This window comes from Pseudomonas sp. MSSRFD41 (assembly GCF_014230245.1).
Taxonomy (GTDB): Bacteria; Pseudomonadota; Gammaproteobacteria; order Pseudomonadales; family Pseudomonadaceae; genus Aquipseudomonas; species Aquipseudomonas piscis.
In genome coordinates this window covers 537,092-555,584 of record NZ_JACKZK010000002.1, presented here as the reverse complement: position 1 = coordinate 555,584, position 18,493 = coordinate 537,092, and the positions used below count along the sequence as shown (strand labels likewise).

The 18,493-nt window shown below is 65.6% G+C and carries 18 protein-coding genes; 7 read left to right on the top strand and 11 right to left on the bottom strand.

Annotated features, from left to right (window positions below):
* The 7 genes from H7A76_RS06145 to H7A76_RS06115 all read right to left on the bottom strand — a co-directional run bounded on the left by H7A76_RS06145 (position 1) and on the right by H7A76_RS06115 (position 8,440).
* Entirely contained in the window at positions 1-861 is an 861-nt protein-coding gene (locus H7A76_RS06145; RefSeq protein WP_185697677.1) for a MurR/RpiR family transcriptional regulator, read from the bottom strand.
* A complete protein-coding gene (locus H7A76_RS06140) occupies positions 862-2,211 on the bottom strand; it encodes a gluconate:H+ symporter (RefSeq protein WP_185697676.1) in 1,350 nt (449 codons plus the stop codon).
* Positions 2,212-2,418: 207 nt separating this feature from the next.
* The gene (locus H7A76_RS06135; protein ID WP_185697670.1) at positions 2,419-3,864 is read right to left on the bottom strand and encodes a SulP family inorganic anion transporter; all 1,446 of its coding nucleotides are present in this window, start codon (positions 3,862-3,864) and stop codon (positions 2,419-2,421) included.
* A 160-nt stretch (positions 3,865-4,024) separates the two neighbouring features.
* Positions 4,025-5,692, bottom strand: a complete 1,668-nt coding sequence (gene ggt / locus H7A76_RS06130) for a gamma-glutamyltransferase (RefSeq protein ID WP_185697669.1) — start codon at positions 5,690-5,692, stop codon at positions 4,025-4,027.
* 136 nt (positions 5,693-5,828) lie between these two features.
* Positions 5,829-6,722 carry an NAD-dependent epimerase/dehydratase family protein gene (locus H7A76_RS06125; protein WP_185697668.1) on the bottom strand — a complete coding sequence of 298 codons (894 nt, stop codon included), beginning with the start codon at positions 6,720-6,722 and terminating at the stop codon, positions 5,829-5,831.
* Between the two features lie 126 nt (positions 6,723-6,848).
* On the bottom strand, positions 6,849-7,760 hold the full coding sequence (locus tag H7A76_RS06120; protein WP_185697666.1) for a LysR family transcriptional regulator: 912 nt from the start codon (positions 7,758-7,760) through the stop codon (positions 6,849-6,851).
* Positions 7,761-7,840: 80 nt separating this feature from the next.
* Positions 7,841-8,440, bottom strand: coding sequence for an NAD(P)H-dependent oxidoreductase (locus tag H7A76_RS06115; RefSeq protein WP_185697665.1), 600 nt, complete (start codon positions 8,438-8,440; stop codon positions 7,841-7,843).
* Positions 8,441-8,646: 206 nt separating this feature from the next.
* On the opposite strand from H7A76_RS06115, the gene H7A76_RS06110 reads away from it, so the two are divergent.
* Positions 8,647-8,958, top strand: a complete 312-nt coding sequence (locus H7A76_RS06110; protein ID WP_185697664.1) for a putative quinol monooxygenase — start codon at positions 8,647-8,649, stop codon at positions 8,956-8,958.
* On the opposite strand, the gene H7A76_RS06105 is transcribed toward H7A76_RS06110, so the two are convergent.
* Positions 8,948-9,712 carry a sulfite exporter TauE/SafE family protein gene (locus tag H7A76_RS06105; protein WP_185697663.1) on the bottom strand — a complete coding sequence of 255 codons (765 nt, stop codon included), beginning with the start codon at positions 9,710-9,712 and terminating at the stop codon, positions 8,948-8,950. The two genes, H7A76_RS06110 and H7A76_RS06105, sit on opposite strands and share 11 nt — an antisense overlap.
* 108 nt (positions 9,713-9,820) lie before the next feature.
* Between H7A76_RS06105 and H7A76_RS06100 the strand changes: the two genes are divergently transcribed.
* From H7A76_RS06100 to H7A76_RS06090, 3 genes are read left to right on the top strand one after another with little or no spacing between them, the layout of a single operon-like run.
* A complete protein-coding gene (locus H7A76_RS06100; protein ID WP_185697662.1) occupies positions 9,821-10,702 on the top strand; it encodes a LysR substrate-binding domain-containing protein in 882 nt (293 codons plus the stop codon).
* Between the two features lie 56 nt (positions 10,703-10,758).
* Complete coding sequence (locus H7A76_RS06095) at positions 10,759-11,334, top strand: NAD(P)H-dependent oxidoreductase (protein ID WP_185697661.1); 576 nt, start codon at positions 10,759-10,761, stop codon at positions 11,332-11,334.
* Between the two features lie 60 nt (positions 11,335-11,394).
* Positions 11,395-11,766, top strand: coding sequence for a MerR family transcriptional regulator (locus H7A76_RS06090; protein WP_185697660.1), 372 nt, complete (start codon positions 11,395-11,397; stop codon positions 11,764-11,766).
* A gap of 21 nt (positions 11,767-11,787) precedes the next feature.
* On the opposite strand, the gene H7A76_RS06085 is transcribed toward H7A76_RS06090, so the two are convergent.
* Both H7A76_RS06085 and kynU read right to left on the bottom strand, forming a co-directional pair.
* Positions 11,788-13,191, bottom strand: coding sequence for an amino acid permease (locus tag H7A76_RS06085; RefSeq protein ID WP_185697659.1), 1,404 nt, complete (start codon positions 13,189-13,191; stop codon positions 11,788-11,790).
* Positions 13,192-13,308: 117 nt separating this feature from the next.
* The gene (gene kynU / locus H7A76_RS06080) at positions 13,309-14,559 is read right to left on the bottom strand and encodes a kynureninase (RefSeq protein WP_185697658.1); all 1,251 of its coding nucleotides are present in this window, start codon (positions 14,557-14,559) and stop codon (positions 13,309-13,311) included.
* A gap of 185 nt (positions 14,560-14,744) precedes the next feature.
* Here kynU and H7A76_RS06075 point away from each other — a divergent pair, with 185 nt between their 5' ends.
* Entirely contained in the window at positions 14,745-15,218 is a 474-nt protein-coding gene (locus H7A76_RS06075) for an Lrp/AsnC family transcriptional regulator (protein WP_185697798.1), read from the top strand.
* 15 nt (positions 15,219-15,233) lie between these two features.
* Here the strand turns inward: H7A76_RS06075 and H7A76_RS06070 are convergent, their stop codons facing one another.
* A complete protein-coding gene (locus tag H7A76_RS06070; protein ID WP_185697657.1) occupies positions 15,234-16,235 on the bottom strand; it encodes a helix-turn-helix domain-containing protein in 1,002 nt (333 codons plus the stop codon).
* Between the two features lie 370 nt (positions 16,236-16,605).
* Between H7A76_RS06070 and antA the strand changes: the two genes are divergently transcribed.
* Positions 16,606-17,991, top strand: a complete 1,386-nt coding sequence (gene antA, locus H7A76_RS06065; RefSeq protein ID WP_185697656.1) for an anthranilate 1,2-dioxygenase large subunit — start codon at positions 16,606-16,608, stop codon at positions 17,989-17,991.
* A gap of 2 nt (positions 17,992-17,993) precedes the next feature.
* Entirely contained in the window at positions 17,994-18,485 is a 492-nt protein-coding gene (gene antB, locus H7A76_RS06060; protein ID WP_185697655.1) for an anthranilate 1,2-dioxygenase small subunit, read from the top strand.
* The last annotated feature ends 8 nt before the right edge of the window (positions 18,486-18,493 follow it).

Below are 18,493 nucleotides of genomic sequence, written 5' to 3'. Positions count from 1 at the left end.
TCAGTCTCCCAGGGGCAGGCTGTCGGCGCCGCCACGGTAATGGTCCAGGGCCAGCTTGATCCTGCGCAGGCGCTCTTGATTGTCGTCGGGCATGGCCAGGGCCAGCTCCGTGGCCAACACGTCGATGGCCAGCAGCATGCCGTAGCGGGCGGCGGTGGGTTTGTAGATGAACGGAGTCTCGGCGCTGTGCAATGGCAACAGCACGTCCGCCAGCCCGGCCAGGGGCGAGTCGGGCAAGGTGATGGCGAGCACGCCGGCGCCGTAGCTGCGGGCCAGGGTCACCGCGTCCAGCAGTTCCGGGGTGAGGCCGCTGAGGGAGCAGGCGATCACTGCGTGTTGCGACCCCAGGGAAGCGGCGGTCACCCGCATCATCACCGGGTCATGGCAGGCGGCGATGCAATAGCCCAGGCGCACCAGGCGCACCTGCAGCTCGGCGCTGCACAGGGTCGAACAGCCGCCGGTGCCGAAGGCGTGGATCATCCGCGCGCGCCCCAGCAGGCGCACCGCATCGGCGAACTGCGCCTCCTCGAAACCCGCCAGGTGGCGGTGCAGCGTCGCCTCGATATCGCCGACGATCTGCCGGTAGAAACCGGACGCCTCGGTGCTCGCCCCCGGATCGAGGAAGCGGCTGCCCACGCCGCTGGCCTGGGCCAGTTGCAGGCGCAGCTGGCGCAAGTCCCGGCAGCCGATGCTGCGGGCGAAGCGCGACAGGGTCGCGGCGCTGACCTCGGCCCGCCGCGCCAGCTCCTCGAGGCTGGCGGAGGCGGCGAAGCCCACGTCATCGAGCATCAGCCGGGCGATCCGCGCTTCCCCGGTGCTCAGATCGTCCAGGCGCGAGCGGATCTGGTAAAGGATGTCCATCTAGAGAAACTCCGCGAGAACCAGGGTCAGGCCGAAGGCGATCAGCGAGATCAGGGTCTCCAGCACGGTCCAGGTCTTGAAGGTCTGGATGACGCTCATATTGAAGTATTCCTTGACCAGCCAGAAGCCGCCGTCGTTGACGTGGGAGAGGATCACCGAGCCGGCGCCGGTGGCGATCACCAGCAGTTCCGGGTGGGGATAACCCAGGCCGACCGCCACCGGCGCCACCACCCCCGAGGCGGTGGTCAGGGCCACCGTGGCCGAACCGGTGGCGACCCGCATCAGCACCGCGAACAGCCAGCCCATCCACAACGGCGACAGCTGGAACTGGTGGGCCAGGCCGGTCACCTGCTCGGTCACCCCGGAGTCGATGAGGATGCGGTTCAGGCCGCCACCGGCGCCCACCAGGAGGGTGATGCCGGCGGTCGGCGCCAGGCATTCGTTGGTGAACCTGAGGATCGACTCGCGGTTCAGGCCCTGGGCCAGGCCCAGGGTCCAGAAGCTCACCAGGGTGGCGATCAGCAGGGCGATCACCGAGTTGCCGATGAACGACAGGAACTGGTTGAGCGCGGTACCCGGCGCGGCGATCAGGTTGGCCCAACCGCCCAGCAGCATCAGCACCACCGGCAGCAGGATGGTGCCCAGGGTCAGGCGAAAGCTTGGCAGTCGCACGCGCGGTTCACGGTTGATGAACTGCTGCTCCAGCGGGTTGTGCGCCGGCAACTGGATGTGCGGCACGATCAGCCGCGCATACAGCGGGCCGGCGACGATCGCCGTGGGCACGCCGATCAGGATCGCGTACAGCAAGGTCTGCCCCACCGGCGCCTGGTAGGCCTGCACCGCCAACATCGCCCCCGGGTGCGGCGGCACCAGGGCATGCACCACCGACAACCCGGCGACCATCGGCAAGCCGACCATCAGCAGCGATACCCCGACCCGCCGCGCCACGGTGAAGGCGATCGGCACCAGCAGCACGAAACCCACCTCGAAGAACAGCGGCAACCCCACCAGGAAAGCGATGCAGACCATGGCCCAGTGGGCGTTGCGCTCGCCGAAACGGGCCACCAGGGTGCGCGCCACCTGCTCGGCCCCGCCGGATTCGGCCATCAGCTTGCCGAGCATGGTGCCCAGGGCCACCACCAGGGCGATATGCCCCAGGGTCTTGCCGACCCCGGCCTCGTAGGCCGCCACCACCCCGGAGGCCGGCATGCCGGCCACCAGCGCCAGGCCCACCGAGACCAGGGTAATGACGATAAAGGGATTGAGCCGGTAGCGAGCGATCAGGACGATCAACGCGATGATGGCGACTGCGGCGTAACCCAGCAGTCCGTAAGCCGATACAGGAGCCACGGATACCTCCTTGAAAACAGCGTCGTTTCGAATGGTTATGAAAGTTTTTAATCACTTTAGGCAGTGAATTTCAAACCGTATGAAACTGATTTTCGTAAAGAGGCAGGCTTTGTCGTGCAGGGCTATGCAAAAGCCCCGGTGATGAAAATCGGCACCGGGTATTTTCATGCGCGGGACGGGCGAGCACGACGGCTCGCCCGTAGGCCATCAGTCGTGCTGGACCCGGGCGCGCTTGAGCAGCTTCTTGCAGCGCTCGGACAGGTGCAGCACCCGCAACTGCTTGCCGGCCTTGGCATAGCGCTCGCGCAGGGTCATGAGCGCGGCGATGGCCGAATAGTCGACGAAGCTCAGGTGCCGGCAGTCGAGGGTCACCCGCGCGGGGTCGTTGGCCGGGTCGAACTGGTTGAGGAACGGCGTGGTGGAAGCGAAGAACAAGGTGCCGTGCAGGTGGTAGAGCTTGCTGCCATCGGCCTCGAGGTGGCTGTCGGCGTACAGCTCGCGGGCCTGCTGCCAGGCGAAGTTGAGGGCGGCAATGACGATGCCGCAAAACACCGCCATGGCCAGGTCGGTGAACACCGTGATCACGGTCACCGCGAGGATCACCAGCACGTCGTTGAGCGGTACCTTGTTGACCACCCGCAAGGAAGCCCAGGCGAAGGTCTGCTGCGACACCACGAACATCACGCCCACCAGTGCCGCCAGGGGAATGCGCTCGATCAGCGGCGACAAGAACAGTATGAACAGCAGGATCAGCCCCCCGGCCACGACCCCGGACAAGCGCCCACGGCCGCCGGAACTGAGGTTGATCACGGTCTGGCCGATCATCGCGCAGCCGCCCATGCCGCCGAAGGCGCCGGAGACCATGTTCGCCGCGCCCAGGGCCACGCACTCGCGGTTGGTGTAGCCGCGAGTCTCGGTGATCTCGTCGGTGAGGTTCAGGGTCAGCAGGGTTTCCAGCAGGCCGACCATGGCCATCAGGAAGGCATAGGGGGCGACGATGCGCAGGGTTTCCAGGGTCCAGGGCACGGCCGGCAGCGCCAGCACCGGCAAGCCGCCGGCGATGTGCGCCATGTCCCCCAGGGTGCGGGTCGGCAGCCCCAGCAGGTACACCAGCAGACCCACGCCGAGGATCGCCACCAGCGCCGGCGGCACCGCCCGGGTCAGGCGCGGCAGCAGGTAGACGATGGCCATGGTCAGCGCCACCAGGCCGGCCATCAGGTACAGCGGCCGGCCGCTGAGCCAGTGCTCGCCGCTTTTGAAATGCTCCAGCTGGGCCAGGGCGATAACGATCGCTAGGCCGTTGACGAAGCCCAGCATCACCGGGTGAGGCACCATGCGCACCAGCTTGCCCAGGCGCAACAGGCCGAAGGCGACCATCACCAGCCCGCCCAGCAGCACCGTGGCCAGCAGGTACTGCACGCCGTGCTGCACCACCAGGGCGACGATCACCACCGCCATGGAGCCGGCCGCGCCGGAAATCATGCCCGGACGGCCGCCGAACAGCGCGGTCAGGGTGCAGATGAAAAAGGCGCCATACAGGCCCATCAACGGGTTGAGGTGGGCGACCAGGGCGAAGGCGATGCATTCGGGCAGCAGGGCGAAGGAGGTGGTGAGTCCGGCCAGGACATCGGCACGCAGACGTTTTGCTTTCATGATTGACCTGATAGTTGGGCCGCGCAGGGGGCCCGGGCAATGGCGGGGGGGAAACAGGCGGGAATGGTACGGAATCGAGACGCCGCCGACCAGCCGGCCGTCGGCGCGTAGCCAAGCCCTTGCCGGAACCGGCGTACCGGCTCAGGCAAGGGCGCGGCGGTTACTTGACGACTTTGCCTACGCCACGCCCGCGCGGGTCGGAAGCGGTTTCAAGGCGGGCGCCGTCGACCCGGATGGCCTGGATATCGCCCATCTCCCAACCCTGGTCCTCGAGGGTGTAGCCCATGGCCTTGAGTTCATCGGCGACCTGGCCGGTGAGCGGTGCATAGGCGTCGTAGTAGATCGTGTCCTTGGGCAGCAGCTGGTGATGCACGCGCTGCGCGGCCACGGCTTTCTCCAGGGGCAGGTGGAAGTCGTAGAGGTTGTTCAGCACCTGGAAGATCGAGGTGAAGATCCGCGACCCGCCCGGAGTCCCCAGGACCAGGGTGACCTTGCCGTCGCGGGTCACCAGGCTCGGGCTCATGGACGACAGCATGCGCTTGCCCGGGGCGATGGCATTGGCATCGCCGCCCACCACGCCGAAGGCATTGGCCACGCCGGGCTTGGCGCTGAAGTCGTCCATCTCGTCGTTGAGCAGGAACCCCGCGCCCTTGACCACCACGCCGCTGCCGTAGTCCCAGTTCAGGGTGTAGGTGTTGCTCACCGCATTGCCCTGGGCATCGACGATGGAGAAATGGGTGGTCTGGTGCCGCTCCAGCCCCGGGCGCACCTTGTCGGTGGGCGAGATGGCGTCGGGGTTGACCTGGGCCGCGCGCTGCTTGAGGTAGGCCGGGTCGGTCAATGGCTTGACCGGCACCTCGGAAAACGCCGGATCGCCCAGGTAGTCGGCGCGGTCGGCGAACACCCGCTTCTCGATTTCCGCCAGCAGGTGGATGTACTTGGCCGAATTGAGCTCCACGCCCTTGAAGTCGGCGGCGCGCGCTTCCTTGATGCCGATCAGCTGGGCCAGGGCGACCCCGCCGGAACTGGGCGGCGGTGCGGTGTACAGCACGTTGCCACGGAAGCTCACCTGCAGCGGCTGGCGCCACTGGACCTTGTAGTCCTGCAGGTCCTGCTTGGTGATCAGGCCCTTGTCGGCCTGCATCTGGGCCACCAGCAAGTCGGCGGTCTTGCCGCTGTAGAACTCCTTGGCGCCCTGGTCGGCGATGCGCTCCAGGGTCGCCGCCAACTCCGGCTGACGGAAGGTCTGGCCGGGTTGCATGCTGCCAAAGTAATCACCGAAGTTGGTACTGCCGTTGAACAGCTTCAAGGCATCCTCGCGGTACTGGTACTGCTTGTCCGCCACTTTGAAGCCGTTCCTGGCGTAGGCCACTGCGGGGGTGAGGAGTTCGCTCCAGGGCAGCTTGCCGAATTTCCGGTGGGCCTCCCACAGGCCCATCACGGTGCCCGGCACCCCGGCGGCGCGGGCGCCCACCAGGCTGAGGTTCTCGATCACCTCGCCCTTGTCATTCAGGTACATGTCGCGGGTCGCGGCCTTGGGCGCGGTTTCCCGGTAGTCGAGGAAATACGGCTTGCCGTCGATGAACAGCGTCATGAAGCCGCCACCGCCGATATTGCCGGCTTCGGGATAGGTCACGGCCAGGGTGAAGGCCGTGGCCACCGCAGCGTCCACCGCGTTGCCGCCCTTCTTGAGGATCTGCGCCGCGACATCGGCGCCGTACTGGTTGGGTGCGGCCACCGCACCGCCTTCGAGGGGCGCGGCGAAGACTGGAACGCTGGCAGCGAACGCCAGGCCCAGGGGGAGGGTCGTGCACGGCAAGATACGCATGGAGTCCGTCCTTTATCGTTGTTTTCAGACCAGACGAACCTTAGGCGCTTTGTTGCGCGGTGGGCAAACGCCCACGGCAAAACGGCCGCCCGCAGGCAGCCGTTTGTCGCAGATGGAGCAGTGGAGCAGCCGCTCCTCAGACCATCTCGTGCTCGATCCACTCCAGCACCGAAGTCCGCCGTGGCGCCCAGCCCAGCAGCTCGCGGGCCTTCTTGCCGCGTACCCGGCTGTTGGAGCCCAGGCCGTAGTTGGCCATCTCGTAGCCCCACTCGGCCTCGGCGGCCGGCAGTGGCCAGTCCTCGGGTTCGCCCAGGTGCAGGGCACGGGCCATGGCGCGGGTCATGTCGATGAAGGACGCCTCGCCGCTCTCGACGAAGTAGAAGCTGCCCGGGGTGTTGCCGGTCAGGGCCAGGGCGTAGAGCGCCACCACGTCCTCGATATGCACGTTGGACCAGATGTTCTGCCCCGGCCCGACGTGGCGCACCACACCGCTCTGGCGCGCTTGCTTGAGCAGGCGCGGCAGCTGCACGCTGTCACGCTGGACGCCCAGGCTGTGGCCGTAGATCAGGGTGTTGCACAGCACCGCCGAGTTCACCCCGTCCTTGGCCGCCGCCAGGATCAGGTTGTCGATGGCCACCCGGGCGGCCTTGTCCACGGTGGGCTCCGGCAACTGGTCTTCGTAGTAGACGGTATCGCTGGGCTTGCCGCCGGAAGCGTCGCCGACGATGCTCGAACCGCTGGTGTGCAGGAACGGCTTGTTCGAGCCCTTGAGCGCGGCCAGCAGCACTTCCACCGCACCACGATGGTCGCTGCTGGCCGCATTGATCACCGCGTCGGCGGCCCGGGCCTGTTCGCTCAGCAGGACGCTGTCGTCCAGGCTGCCCACCACGGGCTTGATGCCCAGGGCCGTCAGCTCGGCGGCTTGCTCGGCGCTGCGCACCAGGCCAGTGACCTGATGCCCGGCCCTGGCCAGGCCGGTGGCGATGGAACCGCCGATGAAACCTGCGGCACCGGTAACGAATACGTTCATGCAGAGACTCCCTGGGTGGATAAGTGATGGCGCCAGTATCGGCGCGCCTGTTCCGACGAAACAGCCAGGCTGGGCCAAATCACTCTTGCGCGGGGATCACGAATCCCCAGCCAGGGAAGCAGGACCTCAGCCCTCGAAGCTCGGGTCGGCGTAGTCGGCCAGCTTGCCCTGGATGAAATCCAGGAAGCACTGGATGCGCAGGGCCAGCTGCGAGTTGCGGTAGTACACGGCGTTGATCGGCTGGCGATAACCGCTGTTGAACTCGCCGAGGATCGGTATCAGACGCCCGGCGCGAATGTCATCGATGGTCATGAAGTGCGACAGGCAGGCGATGCCCTGCCCCTCCAGTACCAGGTGGCGCAGGGTCTCGCCGCTGGAGGCACTGATGCCCGGCTGGATCTGCCAGCGGTCGCCATGGGGATGGCGCAGCGGCCAGTGGTTGAGGCTTTCGGTCTGGGTGAAGCCCAACAGCGTGTGTGCGCTGAGCTCGGCGACGCTGTGCGGAGTGCCATGGCGTTCCAGGTAAGCCGGGCTGGCCAGGATGCGCAGCGGGCTGCAACCCAGGGAGCGTGCATGCAGGGTCGAGTCGGCCAGGGTGCCGATGCGGATCGCGATATCGGTGCTCTGTTCCAGGAGGTCGATGATCAGGTCGTTGCTGTTGAGCTCCAGCTGGATGTGCGGGTACAGACTGCGGAACTCGGCGATGTGGGGCACGATGGCATGCAGCATGAACGGCGAGGCGGCGTTGATCCGCAGGCGTCCCGAAGGGGTCTGCTGGCGCGACGACAGGCGCTCTTCCAGTTCGTCCATCTGGTCGAGGATCGACTTGGCCTGCTCGAAGAAATACTTGCCCTCCTCGGTCAGGTCCATGCGCCGGGTGGTGCGGTTGATCAGCGTGGTATCGAGCTTGGATTCCAGGCGCGACAAGGTGCGGCTGACCGCCGATGGCGTCTGCCCGACCTGCTCGGCGGCGGCGGAGATGGAACCGCACTCGATGACACAGACGAAGATCTGCAGTTCGTCGGATCTGGCTTTCACAGGGAACCCTCTATCGATTGCTAGCTGTAGCCCCTGCGCAGGCTGCGACGCACGGCGGCTACAGGAACGGCCTACCGATATTAGCGGCTTTGGGCCTCAAGGCCGAACACCTGGCGCAGGTGCTGCTCATAGCGGCGCACATCGCCCTCGACGTCCGGGCGTTTCATCACGTCGACGCAGAGGAAGGTCGGCAGGGGGCTCATGCCCAGGAACTGGTTGGCCTTGTGGAACGGCAAATACACTGCGTCCACGCCCTTGCCCTCGAAGAAATCGCTCGGGTCGTCGAAGGCCTGCTGTGGTGCATTCCAGGTCAGCGAGAGCATGTACTGCTTACCCTGGACCAGGCCGCCGCTGCCATACTTCTGCGAAGCGTCGGAACGGGTCCGGCCGTCGTTGGCATACAGGCTGCCGTGGCCCCGGGTGAAGACCTCGTCGATGTACTTCTTGACGATCCAGGGCTCGCCCATCCACCAGGCAGGCATCTGGTAGACGATCACGTCGGCCCACAAGTACTTCGCCACCTCTTCCTGGACGTCATAGCCCTGGTCGATGTGGGTGACCTTGACGTCCAGGCCGCCGCGATCCAGCACCGCCAGTGCAGCCTCGTGCAAGGTGGTGTTGTAGCGGCCGTCGGAGTGGGCGAATTGCTTGGCGCCATTGAGCAGCAGTACTTTTTTCATGAGCGGGCCCTGTCGCGGGAACGGCCCCTTGCATGCGTCGGGCGATGCCAGGCCGTCGGGGTGGAAAACGAGGGCGGCAGGTTAGTGAAGGGCCCGCGCAGGAATAAGCCCCGGGCGCTCAAAATACATTTTCCATAAAGGCACGAATCAGGCCTTGATTGTTGTCTTAGAATCCTTGGCCATTTCCTTTGCATGAGTGCATCGCCATGTCCCGCCAGGCTTTCATCCTCCACGCCAAGACCCGCCCCGAGCGCTCCGCCGAATTCGAAGCGCTGTTCCTCGGTTATGTCGCCGCCAGCCGGGCCGAACCCGGCTGCATCGAGTACCACATGCTGCGCGACCGGCAGGACCCGAGCCTGTTCATCTTCTACGAAGTCTGGGAGTCCCGGGAGGCACTGGACGTGCACTCCAACCTGCCGCACATGAAGCAGTTCCGCGATGCACGCATGGAGTACCTGGAACGCGACTTCGAGATCCGCGCCATCGACATGCTCAGCCCGGCTTCGGCTAGCCGCTGACCAGCAAGTGGACCCCCAGCAGGGCCAGGCCGATGAAGAACACCCGCTTGAACAGCAACGCGCTGATGCGCTGGCGCAGCCACTGCCCCAGCCACATGCCCAGCAGCGCCGGAACCAGCGCCAGCAACGAGGCCCCCAGCTCAGCGCCGCCCAGCTGGCCGCCCCAGGCCAGGCCGGCGGCCAGGGCCAGGGTCGAGACGGTGAACGACAGGCCCAGGGCCTGGACCAGCGCATCGCGGCCCAGGCCCAACGCTTGCAGGTAAGGCACCGCCGGAATCACGAACACCCCGGTGACCGCAGTGACCAGGCCAGTGGCCAATCCACACCAGGGCGCCAGCCAACGCTCATGGGCCGGGGCGATGCGCAGCTGCGGCAAGCACAGGCCCGCCAGGGCATAGAGCAACAGCGCCGCGCCCAGCCCCCGCACCACCCACGGCCCGCCATCGAGGCCCAGCCACCGGCAACCGCCCAGGGTGCCGGCGCAGGTCGCCAACAACAGCGGCCACAAACGCCTGAACAGGGCCGGCAGGTGCCCCCCCAAAGCCAGTTGCCAGAGATTGCTCAGGGTCGCCGGGATGATCAGCAAGGCCGCAGCCTGCGCCGGAGCCATAGCCAGCCCCAGGAGCCCCATGGCCACCGTGGGCAGGCCCAGGCCGATCACCCCCTTGACCATGCCAGCCATGACGAAGATGCCGAGCACCCATAAAGACAGGGCCAGGCCGAGATCCTGATAGAACGCGAGGGAAGTATTCATGGGCCTATCCTGCACCCGCCCGGCTGCGCTGAAAATCTGCCATATACTGAGCCAGCCTCTTGCCCGGCAAGAGGCTGATACTCGATGCCCTGGCTGTGGAGGCCCCGCATGCACTTCGACCTGGTCGACCTGCGCCTGTACTTGAATGTCCTCGAAGCCGGCAATATCACCGCCGGCGCCCACCGTAGCCACCTGTCCCTGGCAGCCGCCAGCGCGCGGATCCGCGCCATGGAAAGCGCCATGGGCATCGAGTTCCTCGAACGTGGCCGCCGCGGGGTCAGCCCGACACCGGCCGGCAAGGCCCTGGCCCAGCATGCCCGGACCCTGCTGCGGTACGCCGAGCACCTGCAACAGGACCTCACCGAGTACGCCAGGGGGGTCAAGGGCCAGGTGCGCTTGCTGTGCAACACCAGCGCCCTGAGCGAATACCTGCCGGAGTTGCTGGCGGACTTTTTGCGTGGCCGGCCCCAGGTCGACATCGAACTGCAAGAGCTGCCGAGCATGCGCATCACCCATGCCCTGCGCCAGGGCGCGGCGGAACTGGGCATCGTCTCCGACGCCGTGGATACCCATGGCCTGCAGAGCCGGCCGTTTCGCGACGACCCGCTGTTCCTGGCGATGCCTGTGGACCACCCGTTGCGCCAGCAGGCCGAGCCGCTCTTCAGCGATACCCTGGCCTATGACTATGTCGGCCTGGCCAGCCACAGCGCCCTGGCGGTGTACCTGGAAGAACAGGCCCTGCACCTGGGCCGGCGCATGCAGTTGCGAATCCGCGCCGAAGGCTTCGACGCCGCCCTGCGCATGGTGGCCCGTGGCGCCGGGCTGGCCCTGGTGCCCCAGGCCGCCGTGGAACGCAACCGCCACCTGCCCCTGTATGCCCGGGCCCTGGGCGAATCCTGGGCCCGGCGCCGGTTGCTGCTTTGCGCCCGGGATTTTGCCACCCTGCCGCTGTATGCTCAGGAGCTGTGCCAGGCCTTGCGCCAGCCTTGACTCTACCCCTAGGGGCAGACCTTAGCCTGCGGGCTTCTTCCTCAAGGACCAAGGCAATGAGCAAACGCATCCTGGTGATTCTCGGCCACCCCTCCCGCGCCAGCCTGTGCGCGGCATTGAGCGAGCGCTATGTCGCCGCGGCGCAACAGGCTGGAAATGAAGTGCGGTGCCTGTACCTGGGCGACCTGCGCTTCGACCCGGTGCTGCAGGAAGGTTATCGACGGATCCAGCCGCTGGAGGACGACCTGCAGCGAGCCCAGGCCGATATCCTCTGGGCCGAGCACCTGGCCTGGGTCTTCCCCATCTGGTGGGGCGGGATCCCGGCCTTGCTCAAGGGCTTTCTCGACCGGGTGTTGCTGCCCGGCTACGCCTTCAAGTACCGCCCCGGCAAGGCCTTTCCCGAGCAGTTGCTCAAGGGCCGCACCGCCGACCTGCTGGTGACCATGGACACCCCGCCCTGGTACTACCGCTGGTTCTACCGCATGCCCGGCCTGCACCAGATGCGCCGCACCACCCTGGCCTTCTGCGGCATCCGCACCTTGCGCACCCTGACTTTCGGCCCGGTGCTGGATGCCAGCGACCAGGCCCGCGCCAGCTGGTTGCAGCAGGCGGAGCGACTTGCCAGGCGCTGAATCTGCCCGATAATGCGCGGCATCCGGCGCCCCTGCCCGGTCCAGCACAAGGAAGCCGCCATGTACATCGGCCAAGCCGCGCGATTGTCCGGCACCACCATCAAGAGCATCCGCCACTACGAGGCCATCGGCCTGTTACCCGAGGCCCCGCGCCAGGGTCGCTACCGGCTCTATGACGCGCAGAGCGTCGAGCAACTGGTGTTCATCAAGTGCGCGCAACAGCTGGGATTCAAGCTCAAGGAGCTGCAACAGGTATTCGCCGCCCACCAGGGCCGGGCCTTTCCCTGGGACCAGGCCCACGCGGCCCTGGCGCGCAAGAAGCGCGAGCTGCAACTCAAGATCGATGAACTGCAACAACTGCACGCCCGACTGGACGCCTTCGAGGACAGCCTGCAACAGGCGCGCGATGAGTGTCCCTTGGGCAGCCTCTAGGGCCGCCCGGGAAGCGTCGTATCAGACTTGCGACAACGCGGCCGTGCTCCTGGGCCGGCGGAAGAACAGCCAGTAGACCAGGCTCAGCAACAGCAGGAAGGGTACGCCAAACACCAGGGTCATCTTGAATGCATCGGTGAAGAAGGTGGTGATCATCACCGCCCCCATCAAGAACAAGCCGAGCAAGGTGCTGTAGGGAAACAGGCGCATGCGGAACGACAGCGGCTGCTCGCCATGGCGCTGGTGGTAGCGCCGGAAGCAGTAGTGGGTGAGGAAGATCATGAACCAGGTGAAGATCGCGCCGAACATCGAGATCGCCATCATCAGGGCGAACGAGCTCTCCGGGTAGAACACGTTGATCAGGGTCGCCAGGGCGATGCCGGAGCTGGACAGCAGCAAGGCATTGAGCGGGATCCCGGTCTTGCTCAGGGCGCCCATGGACTGGGGCGCATAACCGGCGCGGGACAGGCTGAACATCATCCGTGTGGTGATGTAGAGCTGGCTGTTCATGGCCGACAGCGCGGCGATCAGGATCACGAAGTTCATCACCCCGGTGGCCCCGGGAATGCCGATGGTCTGCATCACCGTGACGAAGGGGCTCTGGGCCTTGCCCGCCTGGACCCAGGGCACGATGGCCAGCATCAGTGCCAGGGTCAGCAGGTAGAACACCACCAGGCGCAGGATGGTGGCGCGAAACGCCTGCTTCACCGCGTGCTGCGGATCCTTGGCCTCACCGGCCGCCACCGCGATCATCTCCACGCTCAGGTAGCTGAAGATCGACACGATCACCGCGATCCACATGCCCTGCAAACCGTTGGGGAAGAAGCCGCCGTGGGCGCTGTAGTTGTGCACGCCGTAGTCGGGGTTGCCGGAGCCGAACACCACGTACACCGCCAGGATGATGAAGCCGACGATGGCGGCGATCTTGATGGTGGAGAACCAGTATTCGAAGTTGCCGAAGGTCTTCACGCTGATGGCGTTGAGCAGGATCAGCATGCTGGAGAAGGAGATGATCCACACCCACTCCGGCACGTTGGCGAACCAGTACTTCATGTACATGGCGATGGCCGTGACCTCGGCCCCCACCGCCAGGACGATGGCCGCCCAGTAGGCATAGCGCACCAGGAAACCGGCCAGGGGCCCGATGTAGAACTCGGCATAGGCGCCGAAGGAGCCGGAGGTGGAATGGGCCACGGTCATTTCCGCCAGGCACCCCATCAGCAGCAGGGTGATCAGGGCGCCGATGGCATAGCTGAGCAGCACGCTGGGCCCGGCATAACCGATGGCGTAGGCGCTGCCCATGAACAGCCCGGTACCGATGGCTCCACCGATGGCGATCATGCTCATCTGGCCGGCGGTCAGCTGCCGCCTCAGGCCGTGCTCGCGATTGGAAATCGCTTCGAAACCCTTGTTGGTGGTGGTCACGTTCAGTGCCTCTTTATTGTTGTGTGCACGTGTTGATCTATTTGGCGGCGCGTCCTTGTGCCACGGGAGTGTTGCAGTGGCCGGCGCAGGATAAGCCTGCGCCAGCGGCTAGCGGCTTCAGGTCACGCTATGGCGCACCTGGAACTGCGCTTGCGCCCAGGTCTTGGCATCGAGGATCTCGCCGAGGATCTGCACCGCGTCCCACACCTCACTGAAGGTGGTGTACAGCGGAGTGAAGCCGAAGCGCATGATCCGCGGCTCGCGATAATCGCCGATCACCCCCCGGGCGATCAGGGCCTGGATCACCGCGTAGCCCTCGGGATGCTCGAAGCTCACGTGGCTGCCGCGCTTGGCGTGCTCACGCGGGGTCACCAGCTTGAGCTGGTGGCCGGCGCAGCGCTGCTCCACCAGTTCGATGAACAGGTCGGTCAGCGCCAGGGACTTGCGCCGCAGGCTGTGCATGTCGGTCTGCTCGAAGATCTCCAGGCCGCACTCGACCATCGCCAGCGAGGTGATCGGCTGGGTGCCGCACAGGTAGCGGGCGATACCGCTACTGGGTTCGTAGGCGGTGGCCATGTCGAACTGCCGGGCATGCCCGAACCAGCCGGACAACGGCTGGGTCACCAGGTCGCACAGCGCCGGGGCGACCCAGGCGAACGCCTGGGAACCGGGACCGCCATTGAGATACTTGTAGGTGCAGCCGATGGCGTAGTCGGCGCCGCAACGCTTGAGCTCCACCGGCACCGCGCCGGCCGAGTGGGCCAGGTCCCAGATGCTCAGGGCACCGGCCTCGTGGATCAGCCCGGTCAGTCGCTGCATGTCGTGCATGTGGCCGGTCTTGTAGTTGACGTGGGTGAGCATCACCACCGCGGTGTCCTGGTCGATGGCCGCCGGCACCTGTTCGGGGCTGTCCACCAGGCGCAGCGAATAGCCCTGCTGGAGCAGCTGGGTCAGGCCTTCGGCGATGTACAAATCGGTGGGGAAGTTGCTGCTTTCGGAGACGATCACCCGGCGCTCGGGCGCGCGCTCGGCCTGGACCCGCAAGGCGGCGCTGAGCACCTTGAACAGGTTGATCGAGGTGGTGTCGGTGATCACCACTTCCCCGGCATCGGCGCCGATCAGCGGCGCCAGGCGATCGCCCAGGCGCTGGGACAGGTCGCGCCAGCCGGCGCTGTTCCAACTGCGGATCAGGCCATCGCCCCACTCCTGCTCGATCACCTGCCGGGCCCGCTCCAGGGAGGCCACGGGACGCGCGCCCAGGGAATTGCCGTCGAGGTAGATGACCCCCTCGGGCAAGGCGAAGCGCTGGCGCAACGGCGCCAGGGCATCTTGTTCATCGAGACGCAGGCAGTGGTTTTTATCGATCATTGGAAGTCCTGTCTTGGTCAGTGCCCTGCCCGTCCCGACCGGGAGCGCAGGGCGTCGGCAATGGATAAACCCGGAAAATAATGAACGAAGCGATGGAGAATTTTCGTGCAAAGTGCGGCGTAATCCCGTACTAATCTCGAATTAAATTCTAAACCTTCAATAAAAAACGTGGATTTATGCCAGCCATGATTCTCGACGCCACCGACTTGCGCATCCTCCATCACCTGCAACAGGACGGGCGCATCAGCAATCAGGAACTGGCCGAGAAAGTCGCCCTGTCGCCTTCGGCCTGCCTGCGCCGGCTGCGCCTGCTGGAGAACGAAGGCATCATCAGCGGCTACCGCGCCCAGCTCGACGCCGAACGCCTGGGCATCGAACTGGAGGCCATCGTCCACGTGTCCCTGCGCCAGGATGTGGAAGGCTGGCACGAGACCTTCATCGCCAAGGTCCAGCAGTGGCCGGAGGTGATGGCCGCCTACGTGATCACCGGCGCCAGCAACTACGTGCTGCGTATCCAGGCACGCAACCTCAGGCACTTCTCGGACTTCATCGTCAATCACCTGAACCGCGCCAGCGGGGTCACCGACATCCGTTCGGAAATCGTCCTGCAGAAGATCAAGGAACAGAACAACCTGCTGGACCTGGTGCCACGCAAATGACCGCCGCGCCTCCGCTCAGCCGCGGGTCGGATGGCGCTGGGCCGTGGCGCTCGGGGCTTCGTCGAACAGCTTGCGGTACTCGGCGGAGAACCGCCCCAGGTGGGTGAACCCCCAGCCCAGGGCGATCTCGGAGATGTTGCGCGCCGCGCCTTGCTCGAGGATTTCCTGGCGCACGCCGTTGAGCCGATGGCGCTTGAGATAGGCCATCGGTGACAGCGCGAAGTATTTGCCAAAGGCCTCGAACAGCTTGTAGCGCGAGACTCCGGCGGCGGCTTCCAGGTCCTCCAGGCGCACCGCCTCGCGGGCATGCTCCTGCAGGTACTGGCGGGCCCGCACCAGGTAATACGGCAGCTTGAGCCCGAGCACCTGGCGCAACTCGCTGGAGTAGTTGTTGGGCTGGGCCAGGATCAGGCCCTTGATCAGCGAGTTCTCGATTTCCCGGGTGAAGGCCAGTTGCTCGTAGAGCGCGTTGCCCTGGGCCAGTTCGCCGAGGAAGTGCCGGGCCATGCGCCACCAGGAAGCGGTCGCGCCATGCAACGCATCCATGCCCGGCTCGAAGCGCAGCGGCTGCTGCAGCGGTCGTTGCAGCAGGGCCTCCAGGGCCTCGCTCATGGCCGGCCGGGAAATCACCACCTGCAGCTTGCGACAGTCGCCGGAGATGGCCAGCGCCTGGCTTTCATTGGGGGCGATGATCACCCCATGGGCGCTGTCGGAGCGCAACAGGCGGCCGTCCTTGCTCAGTTCCTGCTGGCCACACAGCGGCAAGCTCAGGCTGTAGCTGCTGAAGCGCTCGATATCCTCGATATCCACCACCACGTCGGTGCCGTACTCGATGATGCCCAGGGTGGTGGCCCGCGACCTGAGCACATGGGCGCTGTGGCGGAAACGGATCCGTTCCGGAGTGGCGGTCTCCAGGCGATGCGGGCCGCAGATGCCCGACATCCAGCGCCTGGCGCCTTCGAGGTCGTAGTGATCGACGCGAATATCGCGCAACTGCCCATCAGCCTTGTTGTTCATCACGGCACACCCACGGCAATTTTTCTTTAGCGCGCTCTGACGGCGCGTCTTGTCTGGCAGGGCAAGTTTTGCGCCAACCGGCGAAGCTGCCAACCCAGTGGATAACAATAACCGACTAAGTGGATAAACCGCCCGGCCATCCGGGTCGTGTTCACGACCGTGCAGCCACCTGCCGTGTAGAAATGCCCCACCCTATAGCCGCCACATGGGGCGCCGCCGGGGACTTTCACCCAACCTCCCGCGCTCGACCGCGACAACAGGCACCCTGGCCAATTTGTGGATGCGCTTGGCCGACTAAGCGGATAGCCACCCCTGCCCCGCTCTCACTCTAATGACCGTACCGATTGGCCTGAATAAAAAGGTACCGACCATGAGTGGTGCAAGAAGCGTCGAGCAATGGCAGGAGTTCATCCACGGCTGCCTGGATTTTCGCCCCGCTGACGGGGTGTTCCGCATCGCCCGGGAGATGTTCACCGAGCCCGAGCTGTTCGACCTGGAGATGGAGCTGATCTTCGAGAAGAACTGGATCTACGCCTGTCACGAAAGCGAACTGCCCAACAACCACGACTTCGTCACGATGCGGGCCGGACGCCAGCCGATGATCATCACCCGCGACGGCGAGGGCCGGCTCAATGCGCTGGTCAACGCCTGCCAGCATCGCGGCACCACCCTGACCCGGGTCGGCAAGGGCAACCAGTCGACCTTCACCTGCCCCTTCCATGCCTGGTGCTACAAGAGCGACGGCCGCCTGGTGAAGGTCAAGGCCCCCGGCGAGTACGCCGAGGATTTCGACAAGGCCACCCGCGGCCTGAAGAAAGCCCGGATCGACAGCTACAAGGGATTCGTGTTCATCAGCCTGGACGCGAGCGGCGAAGACTCCCTGGAAGACTTTCTCGGCGACGCCAGGATCTTCTTCGACATGATGGTCGCCCAATCGCCCACCGGTGAGCTGGAAGTGCTGCCGGGCAAGTCCGCCTATACCTACGACGGCAACTGGAAACTGCAGAACGAGAACGGCCTGGACGGTTATCACGTCAGCACCGTGCACTACAACTACGTGGCCACGGTGCAGCATCGCCAGCAGGTCAACAGCGAGGCCGGCACCGCCAGCGCCACCCTGGACTACAGCAAGCTCGGCGCCGGCGACGCCGCCACCGACGACGGCTGGTTCGCCTTCGCCAACGGCCACAGCGTGCTGTTCAGCGAGATGCCCAACCCGGCGGTGCGCTCCGGCTACGCCAGCATCATGCCGCGCCTGGTGGAGGAGTACGGCCAGGCCCGGGCCGAATGGATGATGCATCGCCTGCGCAACCTGAACATCTACCCCAGCCTGTTCTTCCTCGACCAGATCAGCTCGCAGCTGCGGATCATCCGACCCATGGCCTGGAACAAGACCGAGATCATCAGCCAGTGCATCGGGGTCAAGGGCGAAAGCGACGCCGACCGGGAAAACCGCATCCGCCAGTTCGAGGACTTCTTCAACGTCTCGGGCATGGGCACCCCGGACGACCTGGTGGAGTTCCGCGAGGCCCAACGTGGTTTCCAGGCGCGCCTGGAGCGCTGGAGCGATGTCTCCCGTGGCCATCATCGCTGGGCCACCGGGCCGACCGCCAACACCCGGACCCTGGATATCCAGCCGGCCATGACCGGCACCGAGATCACCCATGAAGGGCTGTACGTCAACCAGCACGGGAACTGGCAGCGCTTTCTCCTCGACGGCCTGCAGCGCCGGTCCCTGAAACTGCGGGAGGTATGACCATGAATGCGCAACTGCAATACCGCATCGAACAATTCTTCTATCGCAAGTCCGAGCTGTGCGACGCCCAGGACTGGGACGCCTACCTGCAACTGTTCGCCCCGGACAGCGTGTTCCACCTGCCGCAGTGGGACTCCGAGCACGTCTATACCCAGGACCCCAAGCGCGGCATGTCGCTGATCTACTACAGCAACCGCTCGGGCCTGGAGGACCGGGTGTTCCGCCTGCGCACCGGCAAGGCCGCGTCCACCATCCCGATGCCGCGCACCCTGCACACGGTCAGCAACCTGCGCATCGCCCCAGGCGAGCAAGAGCTGCTGCAGGTTCGCCTGAACTGGCACACGTTGTTCTACCGCCTGGCCACCTCCGAGCAGTTCTACGGTCACGCCACCTATGACCTCAAGCCCCACGGCGAGAGCTGGCTGATCCAGCGCAAGCACGTGCTGCTGCTCAACGACCAGATCAACTCGGTGCTGGATTTCTACCACCTCTGACTCGACGG

Excerpts from the sequence above, each read along its gene's own strand:
- H7A76_RS06145 (WP_185697677.1), bottom strand. The coding sequence starts at position 861 with ATGGACATCCTTTACCAGATCCGCTCGCGCCTGGACGATCTGAGCACC.
- H7A76_RS06135 (WP_185697670.1), bottom strand. The coding sequence starts at position 3,864 with ATGAAAGCAAAACGTCTGCGTGCCGATGTCCTGGCCGGACTCACCACC.
- ggt (WP_185697669.1), bottom strand. The coding sequence starts at position 5,692 with ATGCGTATCTTGCCGTGCACGACCCTCCCCCTGGGCCTGGCGTTCGCT.
- H7A76_RS06125 (WP_185697668.1), bottom strand. The coding sequence starts at position 6,722 with ATGAACGTATTCGTTACCGGTGCCGCAGGTTTCATCGGCGGTTCCATC.
- H7A76_RS06115 (WP_185697665.1), bottom strand. The coding sequence starts at position 8,440 with ATGAAAAAAGTACTGCTGCTCAATGGCGCCAAGCAATTCGCCCACTCC.
- H7A76_RS06110 (WP_185697664.1), top strand. The coding sequence starts at position 8,647 with ATGTCCCGCCAGGCTTTCATCCTCCACGCCAAGACCCGCCCCGAGCGC.
- H7A76_RS06105 (WP_185697663.1), bottom strand. The coding sequence starts at position 9,712 with ATGAATACTTCCCTCGCGTTCTATCAGGATCTCGGCCTGGCCCTGTCT.
- H7A76_RS06100 (WP_185697662.1), top strand. The coding sequence starts at position 9,821 with ATGCACTTCGACCTGGTCGACCTGCGCCTGTACTTGAATGTCCTCGAA.
- H7A76_RS06095 (WP_185697661.1), top strand. The coding sequence starts at position 10,759 with ATGAGCAAACGCATCCTGGTGATTCTCGGCCACCCCTCCCGCGCCAGC.
- H7A76_RS06090 (WP_185697660.1), top strand. The coding sequence starts at position 11,395 with ATGTACATCGGCCAAGCCGCGCGATTGTCCGGCACCACCATCAAGAGC.
- kynU (WP_185697658.1), bottom strand. The coding sequence starts at position 14,559 with ATGATCGATAAAAACCACTGCCTGCGTCTCGATGAACAAGATGCCCTG.
- H7A76_RS06075 (WP_185697798.1), top strand. The coding sequence starts at position 14,745 with ATGATTCTCGACGCCACCGACTTGCGCATCCTCCATCACCTGCAACAG.
- H7A76_RS06070 (WP_185697657.1), bottom strand. The coding sequence starts at position 16,235 with ATGAACAACAAGGCTGATGGGCAGTTGCGCGATATTCGCGTCGATCAC.
- antA (WP_185697656.1), top strand. The coding sequence starts at position 16,606 with ATGAGTGGTGCAAGAAGCGTCGAGCAATGGCAGGAGTTCATCCACGGC.
- antB (WP_185697655.1), top strand. The coding sequence starts at position 17,994 with ATGAATGCGCAACTGCAATACCGCATCGAACAATTCTTCTATCGCAAG.